The 19378-nt window shown below is 31.3% G+C and carries 15 protein-coding genes; 12 read left to right on the top strand and 3 right to left on the bottom strand.

The features are described 5' to 3' along the window. Positions 1 to 38 precede the first annotated feature (38 nt). From AWN65_RS01755 to pruA, 4 genes are all read left to right on the top strand, one after another. The gene (locus tag AWN65_RS01755; RefSeq protein ID WP_060381598.1) at positions 39 to 2918 is read left to right on the top strand and encodes a DEAD/DEAH box helicase; all 2880 of its coding nucleotides are present in this window, start codon (positions 39 to 41) and stop codon (positions 2916 to 2918) included. 78 nt (positions 2919 to 2996) lie between these two features. Then, on the top strand, positions 2997 to 4244 hold the full coding sequence (locus AWN65_RS01760; RefSeq protein WP_060381599.1) for a type IX secretion system plug protein: 1248 nt from the start codon (positions 2997 to 2999) through the stop codon (positions 4242 to 4244). A 69-nt stretch (positions 4245 to 4313) separates the two neighbouring features. Then, a complete protein-coding gene (gene apaG, locus AWN65_RS01765; protein ID WP_060381600.1) occupies positions 4314 to 4700 on the top strand; it encodes a Co2+/Mg2+ efflux protein ApaG in 387 nt (128 codons plus the stop codon). A gap of 123 nt (positions 4701 to 4823) precedes the next feature. Then, positions 4824 to 6449, top strand: a complete 1626-nt coding sequence (gene pruA, locus AWN65_RS01770; protein ID WP_060381601.1) for an L-glutamate gamma-semialdehyde dehydrogenase — start codon at positions 4824 to 4826, stop codon at positions 6447 to 6449. Positions 6450 to 6965: 516 nt separating this feature from the next. Here pruA and rsmG read toward each other — a convergent pair. Further along, positions 6966 to 7586, bottom strand: coding sequence for a 16S rRNA (guanine(527)-N(7))-methyltransferase RsmG (gene rsmG / locus AWN65_RS01775; RefSeq protein ID WP_060381602.1), 621 nt, complete (start codon positions 7584 to 7586; stop codon positions 6966 to 6968). A gap of 105 nt (positions 7587 to 7691) precedes the next feature. Between rsmG and AWN65_RS01780 the strand changes: the two genes are divergently transcribed. Further along, a complete protein-coding gene (locus AWN65_RS01780) occupies positions 7692 to 8786 on the top strand; it encodes a fatty acid desaturase family protein (protein WP_060381603.1) in 1095 nt (364 codons plus the stop codon). Positions 8787 to 8874: 88 nt separating this feature from the next. After that, on the top strand, positions 8875 to 10062 hold the full coding sequence (locus tag AWN65_RS01785; RefSeq protein WP_060381604.1) for a pyridoxal phosphate-dependent aminotransferase: 1188 nt from the start codon (positions 8875 to 8877) through the stop codon (positions 10060 to 10062). 479 nt (positions 10063 to 10541) lie between these two features. On the opposite strand, the gene AWN65_RS01790 is transcribed toward AWN65_RS01785, so the two are convergent. Next, positions 10542 to 11564, bottom strand: coding sequence for a helix-turn-helix transcriptional regulator (locus AWN65_RS01790; protein WP_060381605.1), 1023 nt, complete (start codon positions 11562 to 11564; stop codon positions 10542 to 10544). A gap of 23 nt (positions 11565 to 11587) precedes the next feature. After that, positions 11588 to 12196: an HD domain-containing protein gene (locus AWN65_RS01795; protein ID WP_060381606.1), complete on the bottom strand. Its 609-nt coding sequence runs from the start codon at positions 12194 to 12196 to the stop codon at positions 11588 to 11590. A gap of 342 nt (positions 12197 to 12538) precedes the next feature. On the opposite strand from AWN65_RS01795, the gene AWN65_RS01800 reads away from it, so the two are divergent. The 6 genes from AWN65_RS01800 to AWN65_RS01825 all read left to right on the top strand — a co-directional run bounded on the left by AWN65_RS01800 (position 12539) and on the right by AWN65_RS01825 (position 19373). After that, positions 12539 to 13966 (top strand): RtcB family protein, encoded by a 1428-nt coding sequence (locus AWN65_RS01800; protein ID WP_060383795.1) that lies wholly within the window; start codon positions 12539 to 12541, stop codon positions 13964 to 13966. Between the two features lie 597 nt (positions 13967 to 14563). Further along, positions 14564 to 14950: a type VI secretion system tube protein TssD gene (tssD, locus tag AWN65_RS01805; protein ID WP_060381383.1), complete on the top strand. Its 387-nt coding sequence runs from the start codon at positions 14564 to 14566 to the stop codon at positions 14948 to 14950. Between the two features lie 222 nt (positions 14951 to 15172). Then, entirely contained in the window at positions 15173 to 15562 is a 390-nt protein-coding gene (gene tssD, locus AWN65_RS01810; RefSeq protein WP_060381384.1) for a type VI secretion system tube protein TssD, read from the top strand. Between the two features lie 25 nt (positions 15563 to 15587). Further along, entirely contained in the window at positions 15588 to 17501 is a 1914-nt protein-coding gene (locus tag AWN65_RS01815) for a type VI secretion system Vgr family protein (protein WP_060381607.1), read from the top strand. A 5-nt stretch (positions 17502 to 17506) separates the two neighbouring features. Further along, complete coding sequence (locus AWN65_RS14980; protein WP_060381608.1) at positions 17507 to 18949, top strand: hypothetical protein; 1443 nt, start codon at positions 17507 to 17509, stop codon at positions 18947 to 18949. After that, the gene (locus AWN65_RS01825) at positions 18927 to 19373 is read left to right on the top strand and encodes a hypothetical protein (protein ID WP_060381609.1); all 447 of its coding nucleotides are present in this window, start codon (positions 18927 to 18929) and stop codon (positions 19371 to 19373) included. Before AWN65_RS14980 ends, AWN65_RS01825 begins: the two co-directional genes overlap by 23 nt. Positions 19374 to 19378: the final 5 nt, after the last annotated feature.

The raw sequence follows: 19378 nt of genomic DNA on the forward strand, positions 1-19378 counted from the left end.
AAATAAAAAAATAATACCAATTATAAAAATTTAAAAAAATGTCTTTTTCATTAGCACTCGATTTATCATGGAATGAAGTAGAAGAACGTTGGGTTCCCTTTTTGTATTTAATCAATACAAACCAACTCCCTTTGTATGTTTTTAAAACAGCTAATGAAGAAACTTTAAAAAGTATTTCAAAAGAATTAAGTGAGGAAGAAAAAAAAATATGGATTTTAGTAATTGATTTGAAAACAGAAAATATTCTTAAAAAATTTACAAAGAATAAAAAAATAACTTCATTAAAATTACTAAAAGAAGATAAAACTATCAAAAAACTTTTACAAGAGTACTTAAATAGAAAAATAGAAGCTATTCTAAAGGCTATTCAGGATTTAGAACTCCCTTTTAGTGTAAACTTAAATTCAAAAAAAGAATTTTATATTAATCAGGTACATTTTGCCAATAAAACAATACCTGCTCAATTACATTTTACTAAAAATGAAGAAGGAATTATTTATACACTTACTCTTGTTGATAATGAAAAAACAATATACCCAAACCAACATGACATAAAAATACTTACCCAGTTTCCTTGTTGGATTGTTTTAGACAAACATCTAGTTTCAATCTCTGATATAGACGGATTGAAGTTAAAGCCATTTTTAAAAAACCAATCGGTACATATTCCTAAACGAATGGAAACCGAGTATTTCAAAAAATTCATTTATGATATTATAAGAAAAGTAACCATAAAAACAGAAGGTTTTGAAATTCAGACTTTTGATGAGATAGTTGCTTATAGTATAAAAGGAAGTCATGATTTTTTAAACAAACAATTTTTTATTCAGATTCTTTTTGATTACAAAGGATATTCTTTTTTATCCAATACGAATAAAAAACAGCATTCCTTTATAGAATTTGAAGAAGACAATACCGTAAAAGTACTTCAGTACAAAAGAAATCCTTCAAAAGAATTAGCAATAGAAAAAAAACTAATTGATTTTGGATTTGAAAAAAATAGAGAAGGAAACTTTTACTTGTCTAATTCCTCTGCCGAATTAGATAGTATAGAATTTATTTTGAAACAAAAAGAAAATTTACAAGCACTAGGCTTTCTTTTAGATCCATTTTTAATTGATCATAAAAAAATTCAAACCAATAAAACAACACTTTCTTTACAAAGTACTGAGCAAGCTGATTGGTTTGATTTGAAGATGACAATTTCCTGTGGAAACTATAATTTTCCTTTTTTAGATATTGTATCCAATATTAAAAATGGAAACCAATGGTTTTTACTTCCAGATGATACCTATTTTATCATTCCTCAAGAATGGATGAAACACTATAGTGTACTAGCTCAATTTGGGACAAAGCAAACAGATGGAGGAATTAGTTTACCCAAAAGTCATTTCCAGAATTTAAATTTAGAAAACGTTATTTTAGAAACAGAAAAGGATGTAAAACAAACCTTGATTTACGAGCATTCAGACTCGTTAAAAGCCACTCTAAGACCTTATCAAATCCAAGGAGTACAATGGCTTTTAAATCATTATATAAACGGAGTAGGAGCTTGTCTAGCTGATGATATGGGATTGGGTAAAACCTTACAAACATTAGCTTTGCTTATTGCAGTGCAAGAAAATAAACGATTACAAGAATCAGTTGTAACCTCTGAAATAGATCTATTTGCGGAGTCAAAAATAGAAGAAGAGCCATTAAGAGCATTAATTGTAGTGCCTTCTTCATTAGTATTCAACTGGTATAATGAAGCTAAAAAATTTGCACCTCATTTCAAATGTATAAAATACATAGGAACAGATAGAAAGATATTGGGGAAAAAGTTAAATCGTTACGATCTTATATTTACCAGCTTCTCTATATTAAGTAGAGACAACGTATCATTACAAAAAATTCCTTTTCATTATTTAATCGTAGATGAAAGTCAACAAATAAAAAACCGAAATTCTAAAATATTCAAAGCCTTAACAACCTTACAAGTAGAACATAGAATTTCGTTAAGTGGTACACCTATTGAAAATTCATTAGCAGATTTATGGTCACAAATGCAATTTATAAATCCAGCCATATTAGGAGAGTTCCCTTTCTTTGATCAATATTTTAAAAAGCCAATTGAAAAATATAAAGATGAAAGTAAAATAGAAGAACTAAAAAATATCATAAATCCCTATATTCTAAGAAGAACCAAGACAGAAGTGCTAAAAGATCTTCCCGATTTAATAGAACAAGTAGTATACTGTCAAATGGATGAAGAACAAGAAAAACAATACGAAGAAGAAAAATCCAAAGCTCGTAACTACCTCCTTAAATTAGAAGATTCATCTTCTATGATACATATATTAAATGTACTAATGAAACTACGTCAATGGAGTAATCATCCTAAGTTAGTTGATCCCAGTCTAACAATGGCATCGGGTAAGTTTTATGATGTAACTGGATATTTAGATACTTTGGCAAAAGCAAAGAATAAAACCTTAATATTTAGCTCGTTTGTAAGTCATTTAGCTATTTATGAAGATTGGTGTGTTCAAAATAATATTCGTTTTTGTTCATTAACAGGCACTACATCCGTAGAACAAAGAGAAAATAACGTAAGACAATTTCAAACAGATGATGAAATCATATTCTTTTTTATTTCTTTAAAAGCAGGAGGAGTAGGACTTAATTTAACAAAAGCTTCTTATATTATTTTATTAGATCCTTGGTGGAATCCTTTTGCAGAAAAACAAGCCATAGCAAGAGCTCATAGAATCGGACAAGAAAATAAAGTAAATGTGGTTCGTTTTATCACACAAAATACAATCGAAGAAAAAATATTGCAATTACAACAAAATAAAAAAGAATTATCCGACAGTATTATTGATGAAAGTGTTATTCCTGAATCAATAACCGAAAATTTAGCATATTTCTTGCAATAAATTGAACAATAATAGGTTTAAAGTAGTAATTTAGTTTTCAATATGCTAATTAATGTAGTTTTAACTAAGTCATAAACTATGAAATCAATTTACATCTTAATACTCGTACTTTTTAGTCATTATGCTTGGTGTCAATTAGTTGAAAATGCCGCGCCATTTAATATTAAAACCATTGCATTTAAACAAAGTAATCATGTAGTATTTCCTTTTTTTGAATTAGGAGACGAATTTGAATTTAGTTTTGATGATTTATATGGAAATGAGGAGGACTATTATTTTAGCTTAACCCACTGTAATTATGATTGGAACACATCTGATCTAACTAGAAACGAATATTTAACAGGGAATGATAATCAACGAATTCAAGATTATCAAAATTCTTTTAATACCCTGCAAGGTTATTCACATTACCGTTTGAATTTTCCGAATAATTTTTGTCAAATTACAAAAAGTGGAAATTATATACTTTCTATTCTAAATAAAAATAAAGAAATAATCTTTTCAAGAAAGTTTATAATTTATGAAAAAAGAGTAGAAGTACCCATTCAAATCAAACGCTCCAGAACTCTAAATGATATAGCAGAAAAACACAATGTTGAATTTGCTATAAAATCTAAAAACATCCTTTTTCAAAATCCATTACAAAATATAAAAATTGCACTCTTTCAAAATGGACGATGGAATACAGCTAAGTATAATATAAAACCACAATATACGATTGGTAATGATTTGATCTATCGTTATAATACTGAAACACAATTTTGGGCAGGAAATGAATATTATTATTACGATAATAAAGACATAAAAACACCTACTAACAATATAGCAAGAGTAGATTCAAATTCAGGTCTGTATAAAACCTTGTTATATTCCAATGAAGTTAGAAAAGGCAAAGGATATACCTTTTTTCCAGATATTAATGGAATTTTTCAGAATAGAAACATTTTTGCACGAGACAATAATGATGTAGAAACAGATTATACGTGGGTTTATTTTTCCTTATTTGCACCCAATTATCTAAAAGATGTCACTATTTATGTAACAGGTCTATTTAATAATTATCAAATGACAGATGAAAATAAAATGGATTATAATGTAAGTAAAGGAATCTATGAAAAAGCCATTATGATTAAACAAGGATTTATAAACTACAATTATACTTTAGTAAATACAAAAAATCAAATAGATCATCAGAACGCCATTGACGGAAATTATTATCAAACAGAAAATAAATATCAAGCTTTTGTGTATTATCGAGCTAACGGAGAACGTTTTGATCGCATAATAGGAGTAGGAGAAGCAAGTTCACAAAATATTACCAATTAAATTTAACAAATATTAAAAATAAAAATAGCTTTATTTTTCGTTAAATTTGTACTTACAACAAAAGGCAAAATGGTTACTCAAGTTACAAAAGGAATCAAAATTTCGGTAGAGACAATTTTTGAAGGGACTTACTTTAAAAACCAGTCCGTGCATTTTGCATTTTCATATCATATTACCATTGAAAATCATAGTAAAGATCAAGTGCAACTTCTATCACGTCATTGGGACATATATGATGCACTCAACTATCATGAAACCGTAGAAGGAGAAGGAGTAGTTGGAGAAAAGCCCATCCTGAAATCAGGAGAAAAGTATACCTATAGTTCAGGTTGTTTGCTTTCTTCTCCACATGGGAGCATGACAGGGTATTTTACAATGATTAATTTTGCTACTACAAAAAAATTTAATGTTGTAATACCTATCTTTTATCTAAATGCTCCTTTTGCATTAAGTTAGTTCTTTACAACTTAATTGTATAAAATTTAAAAAAAAAGGTATAAGATGCCTTTTTTAAAAGGCATTTTGTATTTTTGTTAGTATTAAATAAAATGAACGTATAATTTAAATAATAACAATACAATGCTTAAAGGATTTTTTAACGTACCAAAAGCGGTTAATGAACCCGTAAAATCGTACGCTCCAAATTCTCCAGAGAGAGCCGCAGTATTAGCAGCTTATCAAGAAATGTGGAATTCAAAAGTAGATGTTCCTCTATATATTGGTAGCGAAGAAATTCGTACAGGGAATACACGTAATATGACTCCACCACATGATCATCAACATGTAGTAGGAACCTATCATTTAGCAGAGAAAGAACATGTACAAAAAGCCATAGCAAATGCTTTAGAAAGTCGTACAAAATGGGCTAACATGGCGTGGGAGCAAAGAGCAGCTATCTTTTTAAAAGCAGCTGAATTGATTGCAGGACCTTATCGTGCAAAAATTAATGCAGCCACTATGATTGCGCAATCTAAAACAATTCATCAAGCTGAAATTGATGCCGCTTGTGAATTAATAGATTTCTTGCGTTATAATGTAGAATTTATGGTGCAAATCTATAAAGACCAACCCGCTTCTGATTCGTCTGTGTGGAACCGAGTAGAGTATCGTCCGTTAGAAGGTTTTGTATATGCAATTACCCCTTTTAACTTTACAGCTATTGCGGCTAATTTGCCTGCAAGTGCAGCTTTAATGGGAAATGTAGTAGTTTGGAAACCATCAGATAGCCAAGTTTTTTCAGCAAAAATAATCATTGATGTTTTTAAAGAAGCAGGTGTTCCAGATGGTGTAATCAATGTCGTTTTTGGTGATCCTGTAATGGTAACAGACACAATATTAGCCTCTCCTGATTTTGCGGGTATTCACTATACAGGTTCTACGTTTATCTTTAAAGAATTATGGAAGAAAATCGGAGAAAACATCCATACCTATAAAACATATCCTAGAATTGTAGGAGAAACTGGAGGTAAAGATTTTGTTCTAGCACATCCTACAGCTAGTGTAAAACAAGTAGTAGCTAATACATTACGTGGTGCTTTTGAATTTCAAGGACAAAAGTGTTCAGCCGCTTCAAGAGCCTATTTTCCAGCTTCTTTATGGCCTGCTATCAAAGAAGAAATGGGCAAAGAATTAGCAACATTCAAGCAAGGTTCGCCAGAAGATTTCTCCAACTTTGTAACAGCAGTTATTCATGAAGGATCATTTGATAAATTAGCTAAATATATTGACCAAGCTAAGACCGATGCCGATGCCGAAGTTATTTTTGGAGGAGGGTATGATAAATCAAAAGGATATTTTGTAGAACCAACCGTAATCTTAACAACTAATCCAAAATACGCAACTATGGAAACCGAATTATTTGGTCCCGTGTTGACTATTTATGTATATGAAGATGGCGCTTGGACAGATACTTTAAAATTAATAGATACTACCTCAGAATATGCGTTAACAGGTGCCGTTTTTAGTGGCTGTCGTTATGCCATTGAAGAAGCTACAATAGCGTTGCAAAACTGTGCGGGTAACTTCTATATTAATGATAAACCAACAGGAGCAGTAGTAGGAATGCAACCATTTGGAGGAGCTAGAGCTTCTGGAACTAATGATAAAGCAGGCTCTGCACAAAACTTATTACGTTGGGTTTCTCCTAGAACAATCAAAGAAACCTTCGTAACACCAATAGATTATAGATATCCTTTCTTAGGATAATCAAATATAAAAAGTCATTCTAAAAAAAGAGGACAAACTTATTATTTCGACCTAAAGGAGAAATTACATAGTACTGATAATGTGTTTCTCCTACCGTCGAAGTTACAAACTATGTCCTGAGCTACTCTTTTATATTTTTAACAACAGTATCAAACGATGTGAATCATCATAAAAATAATAAAAAAGAAGAAAAATTTTATAAAAATATACGAAGTCTACGATTGATTATTAGTAATTCTTGTTAAATAATTTTCTTGTTTCAAAAGCGGTAAAATTATATTATGCCATCTCATCTGTTTTTAATTAATAATCTTAATATTTGTTATAACTGTAATTTATTGGAATGAAAAAGAATAACTCAGGTATTACATAAGTGAACTTATATTTTGTAGCAATTTTTAAGAAATTTTAATTAACACTAGTTTAATAACTAAGGTCTTGTTGGTAGAGAAGTACAAAAATTAAAATTTATAAAAAAAGGGGTATAACCCCCAAAATATATATCATCTGAAAAATTTATATCGGCAAATACACCACCTTTTTGGTTTCAAAAAAATCTTCCGAAAAAAAATCTGATATGTTGTATTGAATTGATTCAGGAAAGTCTTGTAACTCTTCACTTAAATCACCTCCTTTTAAGTATAAAATTCCATTAGCTCTGTCAGGATGACTATTGTTTTTCTTAGTTTTTCCTTTTACCCATTCCACAAAATCAGGCATATTGGTTACCGCACGACTTACAATAAAATCAAATTTATCGTTAACAGTATGCGCTCTTTTTTGTTCAGCCTTTACGTTTTTTAGTCCAATACCTTCTGCAACCGCATTTACTACTTTTATTTTTTTAGCAATTACATCAATTAAATAAAATTGTGTTTCAGGGAACAAAATAGCCAAAGGGATTCCTGGAAATCCTCCGCCTGTTCCAACATCCATAATCTTACTTCCTGCTTTAAATTCTTGAATTTTGGCAATTGCCATAGAATGCAAAATATGTTTTTCATACAGTTCATCAATATCTTTTCTAGAAATTACATTAATTTTAGAGTTCCAATCTTTGTATAATGCCTCTAATGCTCGGAATTGACTAATTTGTGTTTCAGATAAGTCAGGGAAATATGTGAGGATTTGCTCCATTTTTATTTTTTTTACAAAATTAAACAATTTACGGTTTAAAAATTCTCTCTTTTCGTTATCAATTCAATTTATTAATAATTAAATTTGAAAACATTTTTAATAATTATGCAGACAAAAGAACCTATTTTCTCAAGAACTGATTCGATGAAGTTCTTTAGAACCTTAAACACAAGAGTTAATAACTACTTTAAGGAAAATAATATACAAAAAACAGGAAACTGGAAACTTTATTTAAAAACAATTATCATGTTTTCTATTTTCTTAACACCCTATTTCTTTTTAATTGGTATGGAAATGCCTTTTTGGATTTACCTATTATTAAATATAGTTATTGGTATAGGAATGGCAGGGGTAGGAATGAATGTAATGCACGATGGTAATCACGGCTCCTATTCCTCTAAACAATGGTTGAACAAAATAATGGGAGGAAGCATTTATATTTTGGCAGGAAATGTATACAATTGGCAAGTTCAGCACAATGTATTACATCATACCTATACTAATATTCCAGGTCATGATGAGGATTTAGAAGCAGGACGTATTTTGCGTTTTAGTAAGCAAGCAAAATGGCACCGTTTTCATAAATTTCAACATTATTACTCCATTTTTCTTTATGGTTTGTTAACGTTTAATTGGGCTATAACAACAGACTTTCTTCAGATGAAACGTTATTTAAAACGTAAATTATCTTATGGTGAATTTATAAATCCAGCTATTCGTTGGACGACCCTAATCATTACTAAAATTATTTATTTTTCTATTTGGTTGGTCATTCCTATGGTTTTAGGGATTACTTGGTGGAAAGTAGTTTTAGGTTTTGTGGTTATGCACTATACGGCTGGATTAATCTTAAGTGTTATCTTTCAATTAGCTCACGTAATAGAAGACACAGAAACACCTGTACCCAATGTAGAAGGTGAGATGGAAAATACTTGGGCCATCCATCAGTTGTTTACAACTGTTAATTTCGCGCCTAAAAACTGGTTAATAAATTGGTATACAGGTGGTTTGAATCATCAAATAGAACACCATATATTCCCACATATAAGCCATATTCACTATAATAAAATTGCAGAAATAGTAAAACAAACAGCCAAAGAATGTAATTTACCATATTATGAGTATAAAACAACTAGAGCAGCCATTATTTCTCATTTTAGACATTTAAAAGAATTAGGACAAAAACCTCAATTAGCATAAAAAATCTTAGCCTTTAGTTATCAGTTCAAAATGATTGGTAAATAGTTAAGAAAAATAAGAATTGATAATTACATAATATATCAACACAATGAACAACATTTTATCAGAAAGAATTAATAGCCTAGCTGTTTCACAAACTTTAGCAATGGCTGCTTTAGCAAGAGAATTAAAAGCACAAGGTAAAGATATTATCAGTTTAAGCTTAGGTGAACCGGATTTTAATACACCTGATTTTATAAAGGAAGCAGCAAAACAAGCTATTGATGATAATTTTTCAGCATACCCACCAGTAGAGGGATATTTAGATCTAAAAGAAGCTATATGCGCTAAATTTAAAAGAGACAATAATTTACACTATACACCTGCTCAAATTGTAGTTTCTACAGGAGCTAAACAATCATTATACAACATTGCTCAAGTAATGCTAAACGATGGAGATGAGGTCGTTTTGCCAGCTCCTTACTGGGTATCTTATTTTGAAATAATCAAACTTTCTGGAGGTACACCTATAGAAGTACCTACGTCAGTAACCTCTAATTTTAAAATAACTCCAGCTCAACTAGAAGCCGCTATTACCCCTAAAACGAAAATGATGTGGTTTAGTTCACCTTGTAACCCTTCAGGTTCTGTTTACAGTAAAGAAGAATTAGAAGCATTGGCAGAAGTATTAAAAAAATATCCTAATATTTACGTAGTTTCAGATGAAATTTACGAACATATTAATTATACAGGCAACTATTATAGTATAGGTTCTATTCCAGGGATGGAAAATAATGTTATTACGGTAAATGGAGTAGCAAAAGCATTTGCCATGACAGGATGGAGAATGGGGTACATTGGAGCACCCGAATTTATTGCTAAAGCATGTACAAAAATGCAAGGGCAAGTTACTAGTGGAGCTAATACCATAGCACAGCGCGCAACAAAAGCCGCTGTAGAAGCTAATCCCGAAGCTATCAAATATATGGTAGACTCTTTCGAAAAAAGAAGAGGAATTGTATATCAACTATTATCAGAAATTCCAGGATTTAAACTTACAATGCCAGAAGGTGCTTTTTATTTCTTTCCAGATGTTTCTGAATATTTCGGAAAAACCCTAAGAGGAAAAGAAATAAAAGATGCTAATGATTTTGCTATGTATTTATTAGCAGAAGCTAACGTAGCTACCGTAACAGGAGATGCTTTTGGGAATCCAAACTGTATTCGTTTATCTTACGCTACCAGTGAAGAACTCTTAAGAGAAGCAATTAAACGAATAAAAGAAGCTCTAGTTTAAATAAAATAAAAAAGAGTCTGTCCTAAAATATTCAATAGTTAATTAGTCACATGAGCATCATTAATATGATGTAATCGGTTTTGATAAAATACATTGTTTGATCCTACGTTTGGTTAGATAGAAGTAAATCAATAGGATAAATGAAAAAAATGAAATATTTTAAGACAGCCTCTATACTATCTATCCATTTTGAGTTTATTCAGTTTACCTAGAATATAAGATAAAAAAGAAGAATTATGATCCAAATCCTGTTCTATGAACTATTTTGTTACTTCTATGGTAAGGAGATATAACCTCTCAATATTGAGGTGATTTGCTTTTTCTATCCATTCTTTCATCATTTTTCTAATTGGTAAAAGTAAAGCACAAGACGAAGTAAGATAACATAGTTGTTTTGGGGTAAAAAAGGCAATCTCTATATTGTTTTATGAAAAATAGGACAATATGTAAAACAAATTATATAGGCACTAATGAAAAAATCATTCTAAAATAGACGGATAATTTTTAAGTGCTTTTTCTAGAATAAATTTTATTTTTTTTCTCAAACTCTCTGGTTTTAAAACTATTATGCTAGAGCCAAAACCCAAAATAATACGTTCTAATTCAAAATTTTCTTTTAAAAATAAGTTAATGATGATACTGCCATCTTCATTTTGCTGTATTAATCGTTGCGTATTATGAATAGGTTTCGTCATAACATACGGTGCGTTATAGGCATCTATCCAAAGTTGTATCACGCGGGTTTGTATTCCTTCATTCATAGTGACACCCACAATGTTTTTGTAATACATATCAGCATCAAAAGAGTTGCTTAAATAAGGAACTTTAAAATCATAATCAATTTTGATGATCCTATCTAAAGCTAAATTTGAAATAGGTTGATTGTTTTTCTTTTTACCAATTACAAACCAACGGTTGTTAAATTCCTTTAAAATGAAAGGGTGAAAGATAAATGTTTGAGCTTCTCTGGATTTAAATGATTTATAGGTAATAATTAAAACCACTTTTTTTAGAATAGCTTGGTATATTTCATCCAAAAAATACAAGCCTTTTAAATTTTCATTCTTATCGAAATGAATAATAGGTTGTGTATGTGTTTTTTCAGCATAAATTTTGTCTTCAAGACGTTGCAATATATCCGATACATCATTAAATAAAGAAAAGTCTTTAAATTGTTTTAGCATTGAAACAGTTTCTGTTAACACATTAATATCGTTTTCAGTCAAAGGAATATTTGTAATACTAAAATCTTCATCGGCATAGCGATAATATTTCTTATCATATACTTCAATAGGTGCATTATATCCAAGCTTTTCACTTCGCATCATTTGAATATCTAATTGTATGGTTCTTTTACTTACAGGATTTTCTTTTCCTTCATATTCATATAAAGCTTGGGAACAAGCTTCAATTAAATCCTCCAAAGTCCAAGTGCGATATTTGTTTTGTAAACATTTGTCAATGGTTTTGTATCGAATAAGAGCGTTTTTATTTTGAGCCATTTTTTGTATTTAATCTTTAGTTATCAAAGCAGTCCAATTTCTCTTTTAATATTTTCTCTTGCTTGTTTTTCATATTGCGTTCGGAAGGGTTCTGTTTGATAAATAGCTTCTTTGTCTAAGAAATGCAGTAAGGCTTTTTTTCGACCAGGATTATACATAAAGTTAGGATAAATTCGGTATTCTTTTCTTATTTGCTCGCAATAATTCTTATAAATTTTCCAATCTTTACCCAGTATTTGTAAATCAAAATCAACGAGCCATTTTTCATCGTTGGTCGTAGCATTATGAGTTTGCGTGCACAAAATAAGATTGTAAATTATATTTAAATCAATTTCTTTAGATTTTTTAAATTCTTTAAAAATTAGTTGAGCACTTTTTAACTCATTATCTTTTCGAGTACTGACATAAATTACATCGTGATAATAAATGCCAAGAAGTACTTCAATAGGATTTTCTAACTGATTTTTGTACTCCAACCAATTTTTTGTCATAGCTTCAATATGTATCCAATTATGATAGTAACGATTTTTTTTAGAATAATTTTTATCTACTAATTCCCATCTTGTGTTAATTTCCAAGTGATTAAAATTAAGTGAAGAAAGAGTTTCTATAAATAGGTTTCGGATATTCATCAGAATCATTTTCTCAAAAATAAAAAAAAAAATAACTACGTAAAATAACTGCGTAGTTAATTTTGAATCTTTGTTTATCAAAATCAAAAACCCGATGATATAAGAAAAATTGTTGAGTTAAAAAAGAAAAAATGACCTTGTAGCTTAAAAGGAAAAGCCTATAGAAAAATTAACGCACTATAGAGTTTACGGATATTCCGGTTAGACCTGCGCGGACTAATGGGTAGAATTTACAGAAGCACCGAAATTGTTAGGGAAAGTAGGGAAGCGTATTTAGAGCCGTAATGCCCGAGAGGGAATGTGAGTTCGAATCTCACCAAGGTTACAGATAAAAAAAATGAAATAGTGGAGACTAGTAAAATAAACGGAAATGATTTACTTAAATTAGGATACCAGTCAGGTCCAACTTTAGGAGTTGCTCTAAAGATAAATAAAAAGAGATTAGGGTTTACACATGAAGAAATGATTGAAAAATATAAAAAGGTTTTAGAGGCACCAGAAAATTATTTAGACGATAAAAACTTTAGCAAATTAGCTTCTGCTTTAATCGAACAAATGAATGAAAAGCCTGAAGATTTTATTACCCTAAATTCTAATCCAAATGCCTTTGCGCTTTATGGAGAAAAACATATAGAGGACGGAGCAAAGCAACAAATGGAAATCGCTATGAAGCTTCCTGTTACTGTGGCTGGTGCCTTAATGCCTGATGCGCATAAAGGTTACGGATTGCCAATAGGTGGAGTGCTAGCTACAAAAAACGCAATTATTCCTTATGGAGTAGGAGTCGATATAGGTTGTAGAATGGCATTGTCTATTTATGATATTCCTGAATGGTATTATTATGAAAATGAAGCAAAATTTAAAAGAGAATTAATTGCTCATTCTAAATTTGGTGCGGGTCACGGTTATCATGGTCAATATAAGAGTGATCATTTGGTTTTAGAGAACAAAGCTTTTAATGAAAATGTTTTTCTAAATACTCTCAAAGATAAAGCATGGTCTCAATTAGGAACCTCGGGAGGTGGTAATCATTTTGTCGAGTTTGGAATAATAGAATTTGAAAAAGAAGACCTTGATTTAAAAATTCCAAAAGGGAAATACGTTGCCTTACTGACACATTCAGGATCAAGAGGTTTTGGAGCAACTATTGCAGGTCATTACACCAAAATAGCAAAACAAGTATGTAAACTGCCACATGAAGCTCAAAATTTAGCTTATTTAGATTTAAATTCTGAATTAGGTCAAGAATATTGGATTGCTATGAATTTAGCTGGTGATTACGCATCAGCTTGCCATGAAATTATACATGATAAAATGAAAAAAGCGTTAGGAGCAGTTACTTTAGCAAAAATTGAAAATCATCATAATTTTGCTTGGAAAGAAATTTATAACGGAGAAGAAGTTATTGTTCATCGAAAAGGAGCAACACCAGCTGAAAAAAATGTGATGGGAATTATTCCAGGAAGCATGACAGCACCAGGATTTTTGGTTAGAGGAAAAGGAGAAGAAAAAGCTATTAATTCGGCATCTCATGGTGCAGGAAGACAAATGAGTCGAACCCAAGCCATTAAAAATATTACAAGAAATGATATGCAAACCATTTTAAAAGATCATGGTGTAACCCTTATTGGAGCAGGATTAGATGAAGCACCTATGGCGTATAAAGATATTCATCAAGTAATGGTATCACAACAAGATTTAGTAGATGTGGTTGCAAAATTTGTGCCTAAAATGGTTCGTATGGCTGATGATGGGAGTAAAGAAGATTAGAAAATAAGATTAACTTGTTTTTCTGAAGTAAATTTATACACTTGATTTAAGTCGGAGCAATAAGCTATATGACATCCTTGTATGAATTAAAAACAACGTTTTATATCATATCAAAAATGATAACTTAAAACTTTGCATCATCATCATGCTACAAAGAGAAATTTTACCTTTGAAATTTTTTATTTATAACGGTATAAATGTTGTAATCAAAAACGTTCTTTTAATCTACATTTATATTCAACGTCATTTTACTATATTTTTTCTTAAGATATAGTCTAAAAAAACTTTTTATTTATAAAAAATGCTGTGAAATAGAATAAATTTACGCAGTATTTTTTAAATTAAAAAACTTATAAATATTTTTATAACAAAAACTTGTTTTTATAAAACAAGTTTACTATATTTGAATTAATCATATTTCCATAAATGGTCATTATTATTAAAAACAAAATATGTTATGAAAGCACAAAAACCAAACGATCCTACTCAAATTGGTTATTACCTAACAAAACCCACCCCCAAATCATTTTTTAACCTACTCTATACCTTTATAGGTATATCCTTATGTATTTCTTAATTTTTTAAATATTTATAATTATGTCATTTAAAGCAAAATTAGCAGTAGCAGGAAAAGAGTACACAGTATTAAATGTAAACTACGGTTTATTTCAAGAAACAGACGCAACGGGTAGACCTTCTACTGTAACTAGAGGAGGAAAAATTGAATTAACAATTGAAGGTACTGCAGACACTTCATTCTTCGAGTGGATGACCAACTCATTTGAAAGAAAAGACGGAAGTGTAAAATTCTTTAAAAGAGACAGCGAAGCAGTTCTAAAAGAATTAAAATTTTCAGAAGCTTACGTAGTAAAATTCAGAGAAAACTTTGATTCAACAGGCGTAAATCCATTAACAGAAACCTTTACCATTTCAGCTAAAAAAATTGAACTAGGTTCAGGAGCTTACGAAAACGAATGGGTATAATCCCTTCAAAAAGGCGTTCCCTAAAAGCAACTTTTTAACCCCCAGTTCTTTGTTACTTTCCATAAGGAAATGACATTGGCTAGATCAATCATTGTATTACCCCTAGGTTTTACACCGGTCAACCCTAGTCTAAAAAGAACTCCATTAAATGATAGTTGCGATCTTTTGGGATCGCCTTTTTTCTTTTTTCTTTCAAATAAACAACTCTAAAAACAAATAAACATGTCCTTTTTAGCTAAATTAGAACTAGACGGAAACACCTATAACATACTCAGTTGCGACTATAATTTTACACAACAAATAGACGCTACAGGAAAACCCGAAGGAATGCCTCAAGGAGGCGAAATTAATATCCGTATAGAAAGCAACGGAAAATCCAACCTATTACAATGGATGCTCGACCACAGTCAAACCAAAAACGGTACCATTACATTCTTTAGAAGAGATGCCATGAGCAAACTACAAGAGTTAAAATTTGAAAAAGCCTATTGTGTTTCCTTTTCCGAATACTTTGATGCTAAAAACAACGAACCGCTACAAATAGCCCTACGCCTAATGGCCAAACGATTTGTTCTAAACGAAGCTACACACGAAAAGAAATGGAAAGATTAAACAACAACTAAAACACACACACGCTATGGATACTTATAACAGTGACTACGGAAGACTCAATCATCCTGATGATATAGCACAATACGCCTCATTACGTTCCTTTAAAGACTTTTTAGCCGACAAATCCAGTCCATTAGTCTACTGCACCCTTACCATAGAAGGCAAATCCTTCCTAGAAAAATCCCACTTTAACCTACAGTTCCATCAAAAAACCAACGAACACGACACCTTTACCCTAGATACCCGTGCCGATTCCCTAGACAATGAAGAAGCCTACATCATGGAAAATTCTAAAAATTATCTAGGAAAAACCATACACATCCACCTGCACCGATTTGGAGAAATAAAACAAACCTTTACAGGCATTATAACCCATTTAAACCTTTTAAAAAAAGACGGTTACGGCAGGCTATATATTACAGGACACGCTCCTACCATTATGTTAGAACAAGGGCTTGAATCCCAAAGTTTTGAAAACAAAACCCTAGAAGAAATCTTTCAAGACATAACCGCCCAATACCCCAAAGACACCCTTCATACCATTGTCCGAAACAACAACACCCAAAATGTGTTGCCTTACACCGTACAATACAACCAAACAGATTATCAATTTTTACAACAACTTGCCATACGCTATGGCGAATACCTGTATTACAACGGACAGAGCCTAGTATTAGGCAACAAAGTAGGCCCTAAAATCATAGACCTAGACGAAAGTGTAGACCTAGTACATGTATCCTTTGAAATATCAGTAAAACCACAACAATTTACCTACACCACCTACGATGTAGAATCAGGCACCAGCCTACAACGAGATAGCGCCTCGGCTCAACTACAAAACAAAGTCAACCCCTATCAACAAGTAGCCCTAAAAGCCTCAAAAAACGTATTCCATAAAAAACCCAACAAACTCCACAACCCCACGGGTATCAACAACCGAACCGATAGAGAGTTACAAGATGCCGTACGAAAACAAAAAGAACTCAGAGAAAACCTGATGATCGTAAAAGGCAAAAGCAAAGACCCCCAACTCAAACAAGGCGATCTAACCAAACTAGTTGATATAAACGACCGCCCTATGGAAACCTATCGCATCATAGAAATTCAACATTTTCATGATGGCAATAGCTATTACAACGAGTTCGTAGCCATTCCCGATTTATGGACCCCTCCTTATTTTGACGACAACACCTATCCTAATTGCGAAGAACAAACCGCACGGGTAGTAGACAACAACGATCCTATGAGCATGGGGCGTATACGCGTACAATTTCCATGGCAAGAAAGAAAAAACCAAAAAACCCCATGGATTCGCCTAATACAACCCCACTCAGGAGCAGGCAAAGGATTTCATTTTATCCCCGAAATAGGCGAAGAAGTCCTTGTAGGTTTTGAAAGCGGCAATGCAGAAAAACCTTTCGTACTAGGCACTCATTATAACGGAAGCGAAACCAGTGGGTACCATACTAGCGGCAATGATGTAAAAGCCATTCATACCCGATCTGGAACTAAAATTATTCTAAACGATGCCCAAGGTTCTGTTTTTATAGAGGATCCTAGTGGCAACACTTGGACGATGGACGGTCATGGGAATATTAATGTGAATGCGCCAAAAAACTTTACAGTCAATGCTGGAGAAAATATTAGCATGACAGCAGGCATGAATATTACAACCTCCGCTGGTATGAATATAACTGAAAGTGCAGGAATGAACCATAGCACTACAGCAGGAGCCATGATGATACAAAATGCAATAGGCGATTTTAGCTTACTAGCCAAAAACATAAAAAAAATAGCACATGAAAACATACAAACCTCCAGTAATGATATAACAAAACAAGCCTTAAAAGACATAACCGTATCAAGCCAAACCAATATTAATAAACACGCCAAAGACGAGGTATTTGTAAACAGCGGTAAAAACACTAAAAATCATTAATTCTTATGAGCAATAAATCAGGAAATTATATTGAAATTGCAGGTGGATCTATAACAGAACATTGTACAGGAGAATACAATTTATTTGCTCAGAAAATGAGTTTCAATGCCGAGGGTACGGTTTCTATTAACGGTGCCCAAAAAGGCACATCATATAAAACGCCAATAGAGCCTCCCAAAATAGTATTAAACCAAGGAAAAGTAAAAAAAGTAGAACTAGTTACAAATTTAGATCTGGGTTCAAAGAATGATAAATCAGGAGGTACTCAGCTAGGAATGATTTTTGGAAAAGAATATACGTTTCAAGTCACACAATATGATAATGAAACACCTTTAACTCGTAGGCTAACCAAATGGCAAATACGCTACCATAGTCCAAAATACTCACAAAATAAATGGATAGATGTACCGTTAAAAGTTACAGGGGACACTGTTAAAATTACTATGAATGAAGAGGATATGTGTGGCAGATTTATTTATGTTAGAGCTTATATTGACGACCCTAAAAGCGAAGGAGAAACAAAGGTTTGGAAACATAATAGGTTTAGATGGTTTGATAGAGAAATTGTTTATGAGCAAATTGAAGATCGTGTTAAGGATTTTTGGAAAATAAAACAAGGAAGTAGTTCTCTTTGTGGAATGGCGGCATTATATTATGCTATGTTAAAACGAGATTCAAAAGAATATAAAAAGTTAGCACAAAATCTATTTAGAACTGGAGAATATTCTATAGGGAAATATATTATTAAACCACACGAAAAGGCTTTAAGTATGTATGATGTTAAAACTACAGATAATAATTATATTGCTATGGGAATGTTTGAGATAGACTGGATTGTATTAGCCACAACACGAAGCAAAGAAAGTTTAAATGACAAATTTGTTTATAAAGGATTTGAAGATGGTAATATTGATATGCTAAAAGCAGTAAACTGGCCAGATATGTTAACTCGAATGTGTAAAGAGGTTGCAGGATTTAGCAATGCTATTTCACATAATTTAGGTTTTAATGCTATTAACAATAAAAAAAGGCTCATTTCTGCAAGAGTTCACGATTATTTTTCAAATAGTGATTTAGAAGAATTAATAGAAATTGATAAAAGTCATAAATTAGGGCATACAAACTTGATGATGATTGATGCCGATATGATTGATAACAAATCGAGTTACAACTCTCTTGTAGATATTGGAAATGATTCACACTGGGTAGTTTATGAAGGTGGCTTACAGTTTTATGATAAAAATGGGAAAGTAACGTCAGTATTAGATGATGTTGAGTCGTTAACTTTTAGAATTTTTACGTGGGGAAGAAATCCTAAAACTGGAGAATATAAAAGAATGGATGGGAAGACAGATTTTGACAAAGAGGTAATAAACATTCAAACATCGCCAGGCATAGGAGTAAAATCATTTAAATCAAATTATTATGGATATATTGAAGTATATTAGTTTTTTCTTAATTTCTCTTAATTTTTCTTGTAGTGATAATTCTAAAAAACATATAAAAAGTGAAATATGGGTTTCAGATTGGAATAATAAATCAATACCCAAAACTATTTCATTATTATCTTATGATAAAAATAAAACTACAATAAGCTATAAAGTTAATTACACAAGAATTGCTTATGACACATTAAATAAGAATAAATATTTATTAATAAAATTTAAATCAACTCAAAACAAATTATCAACTAGTAATAAATATGAATTAAAAATTAATGATACAATTTATTATAAAATTTATGACTTTAAAACTAGATCTTCTAATCAAGGAGGAGATATAGAAGTGAAAGTAAACAACTGGTATTCTGAAATAGGTGATAGCGAAATACTTGTTTTAGATTTAAAATCTTCAATTATAATAAAAAAGTAATAGGA

This window comes from Flavobacterium covae (assembly GCF_001534645.1).
Classification (GTDB): Bacteria; Bacteroidota; Bacteroidia; order Flavobacteriales; family Flavobacteriaceae; genus Flavobacterium; species Flavobacterium covae.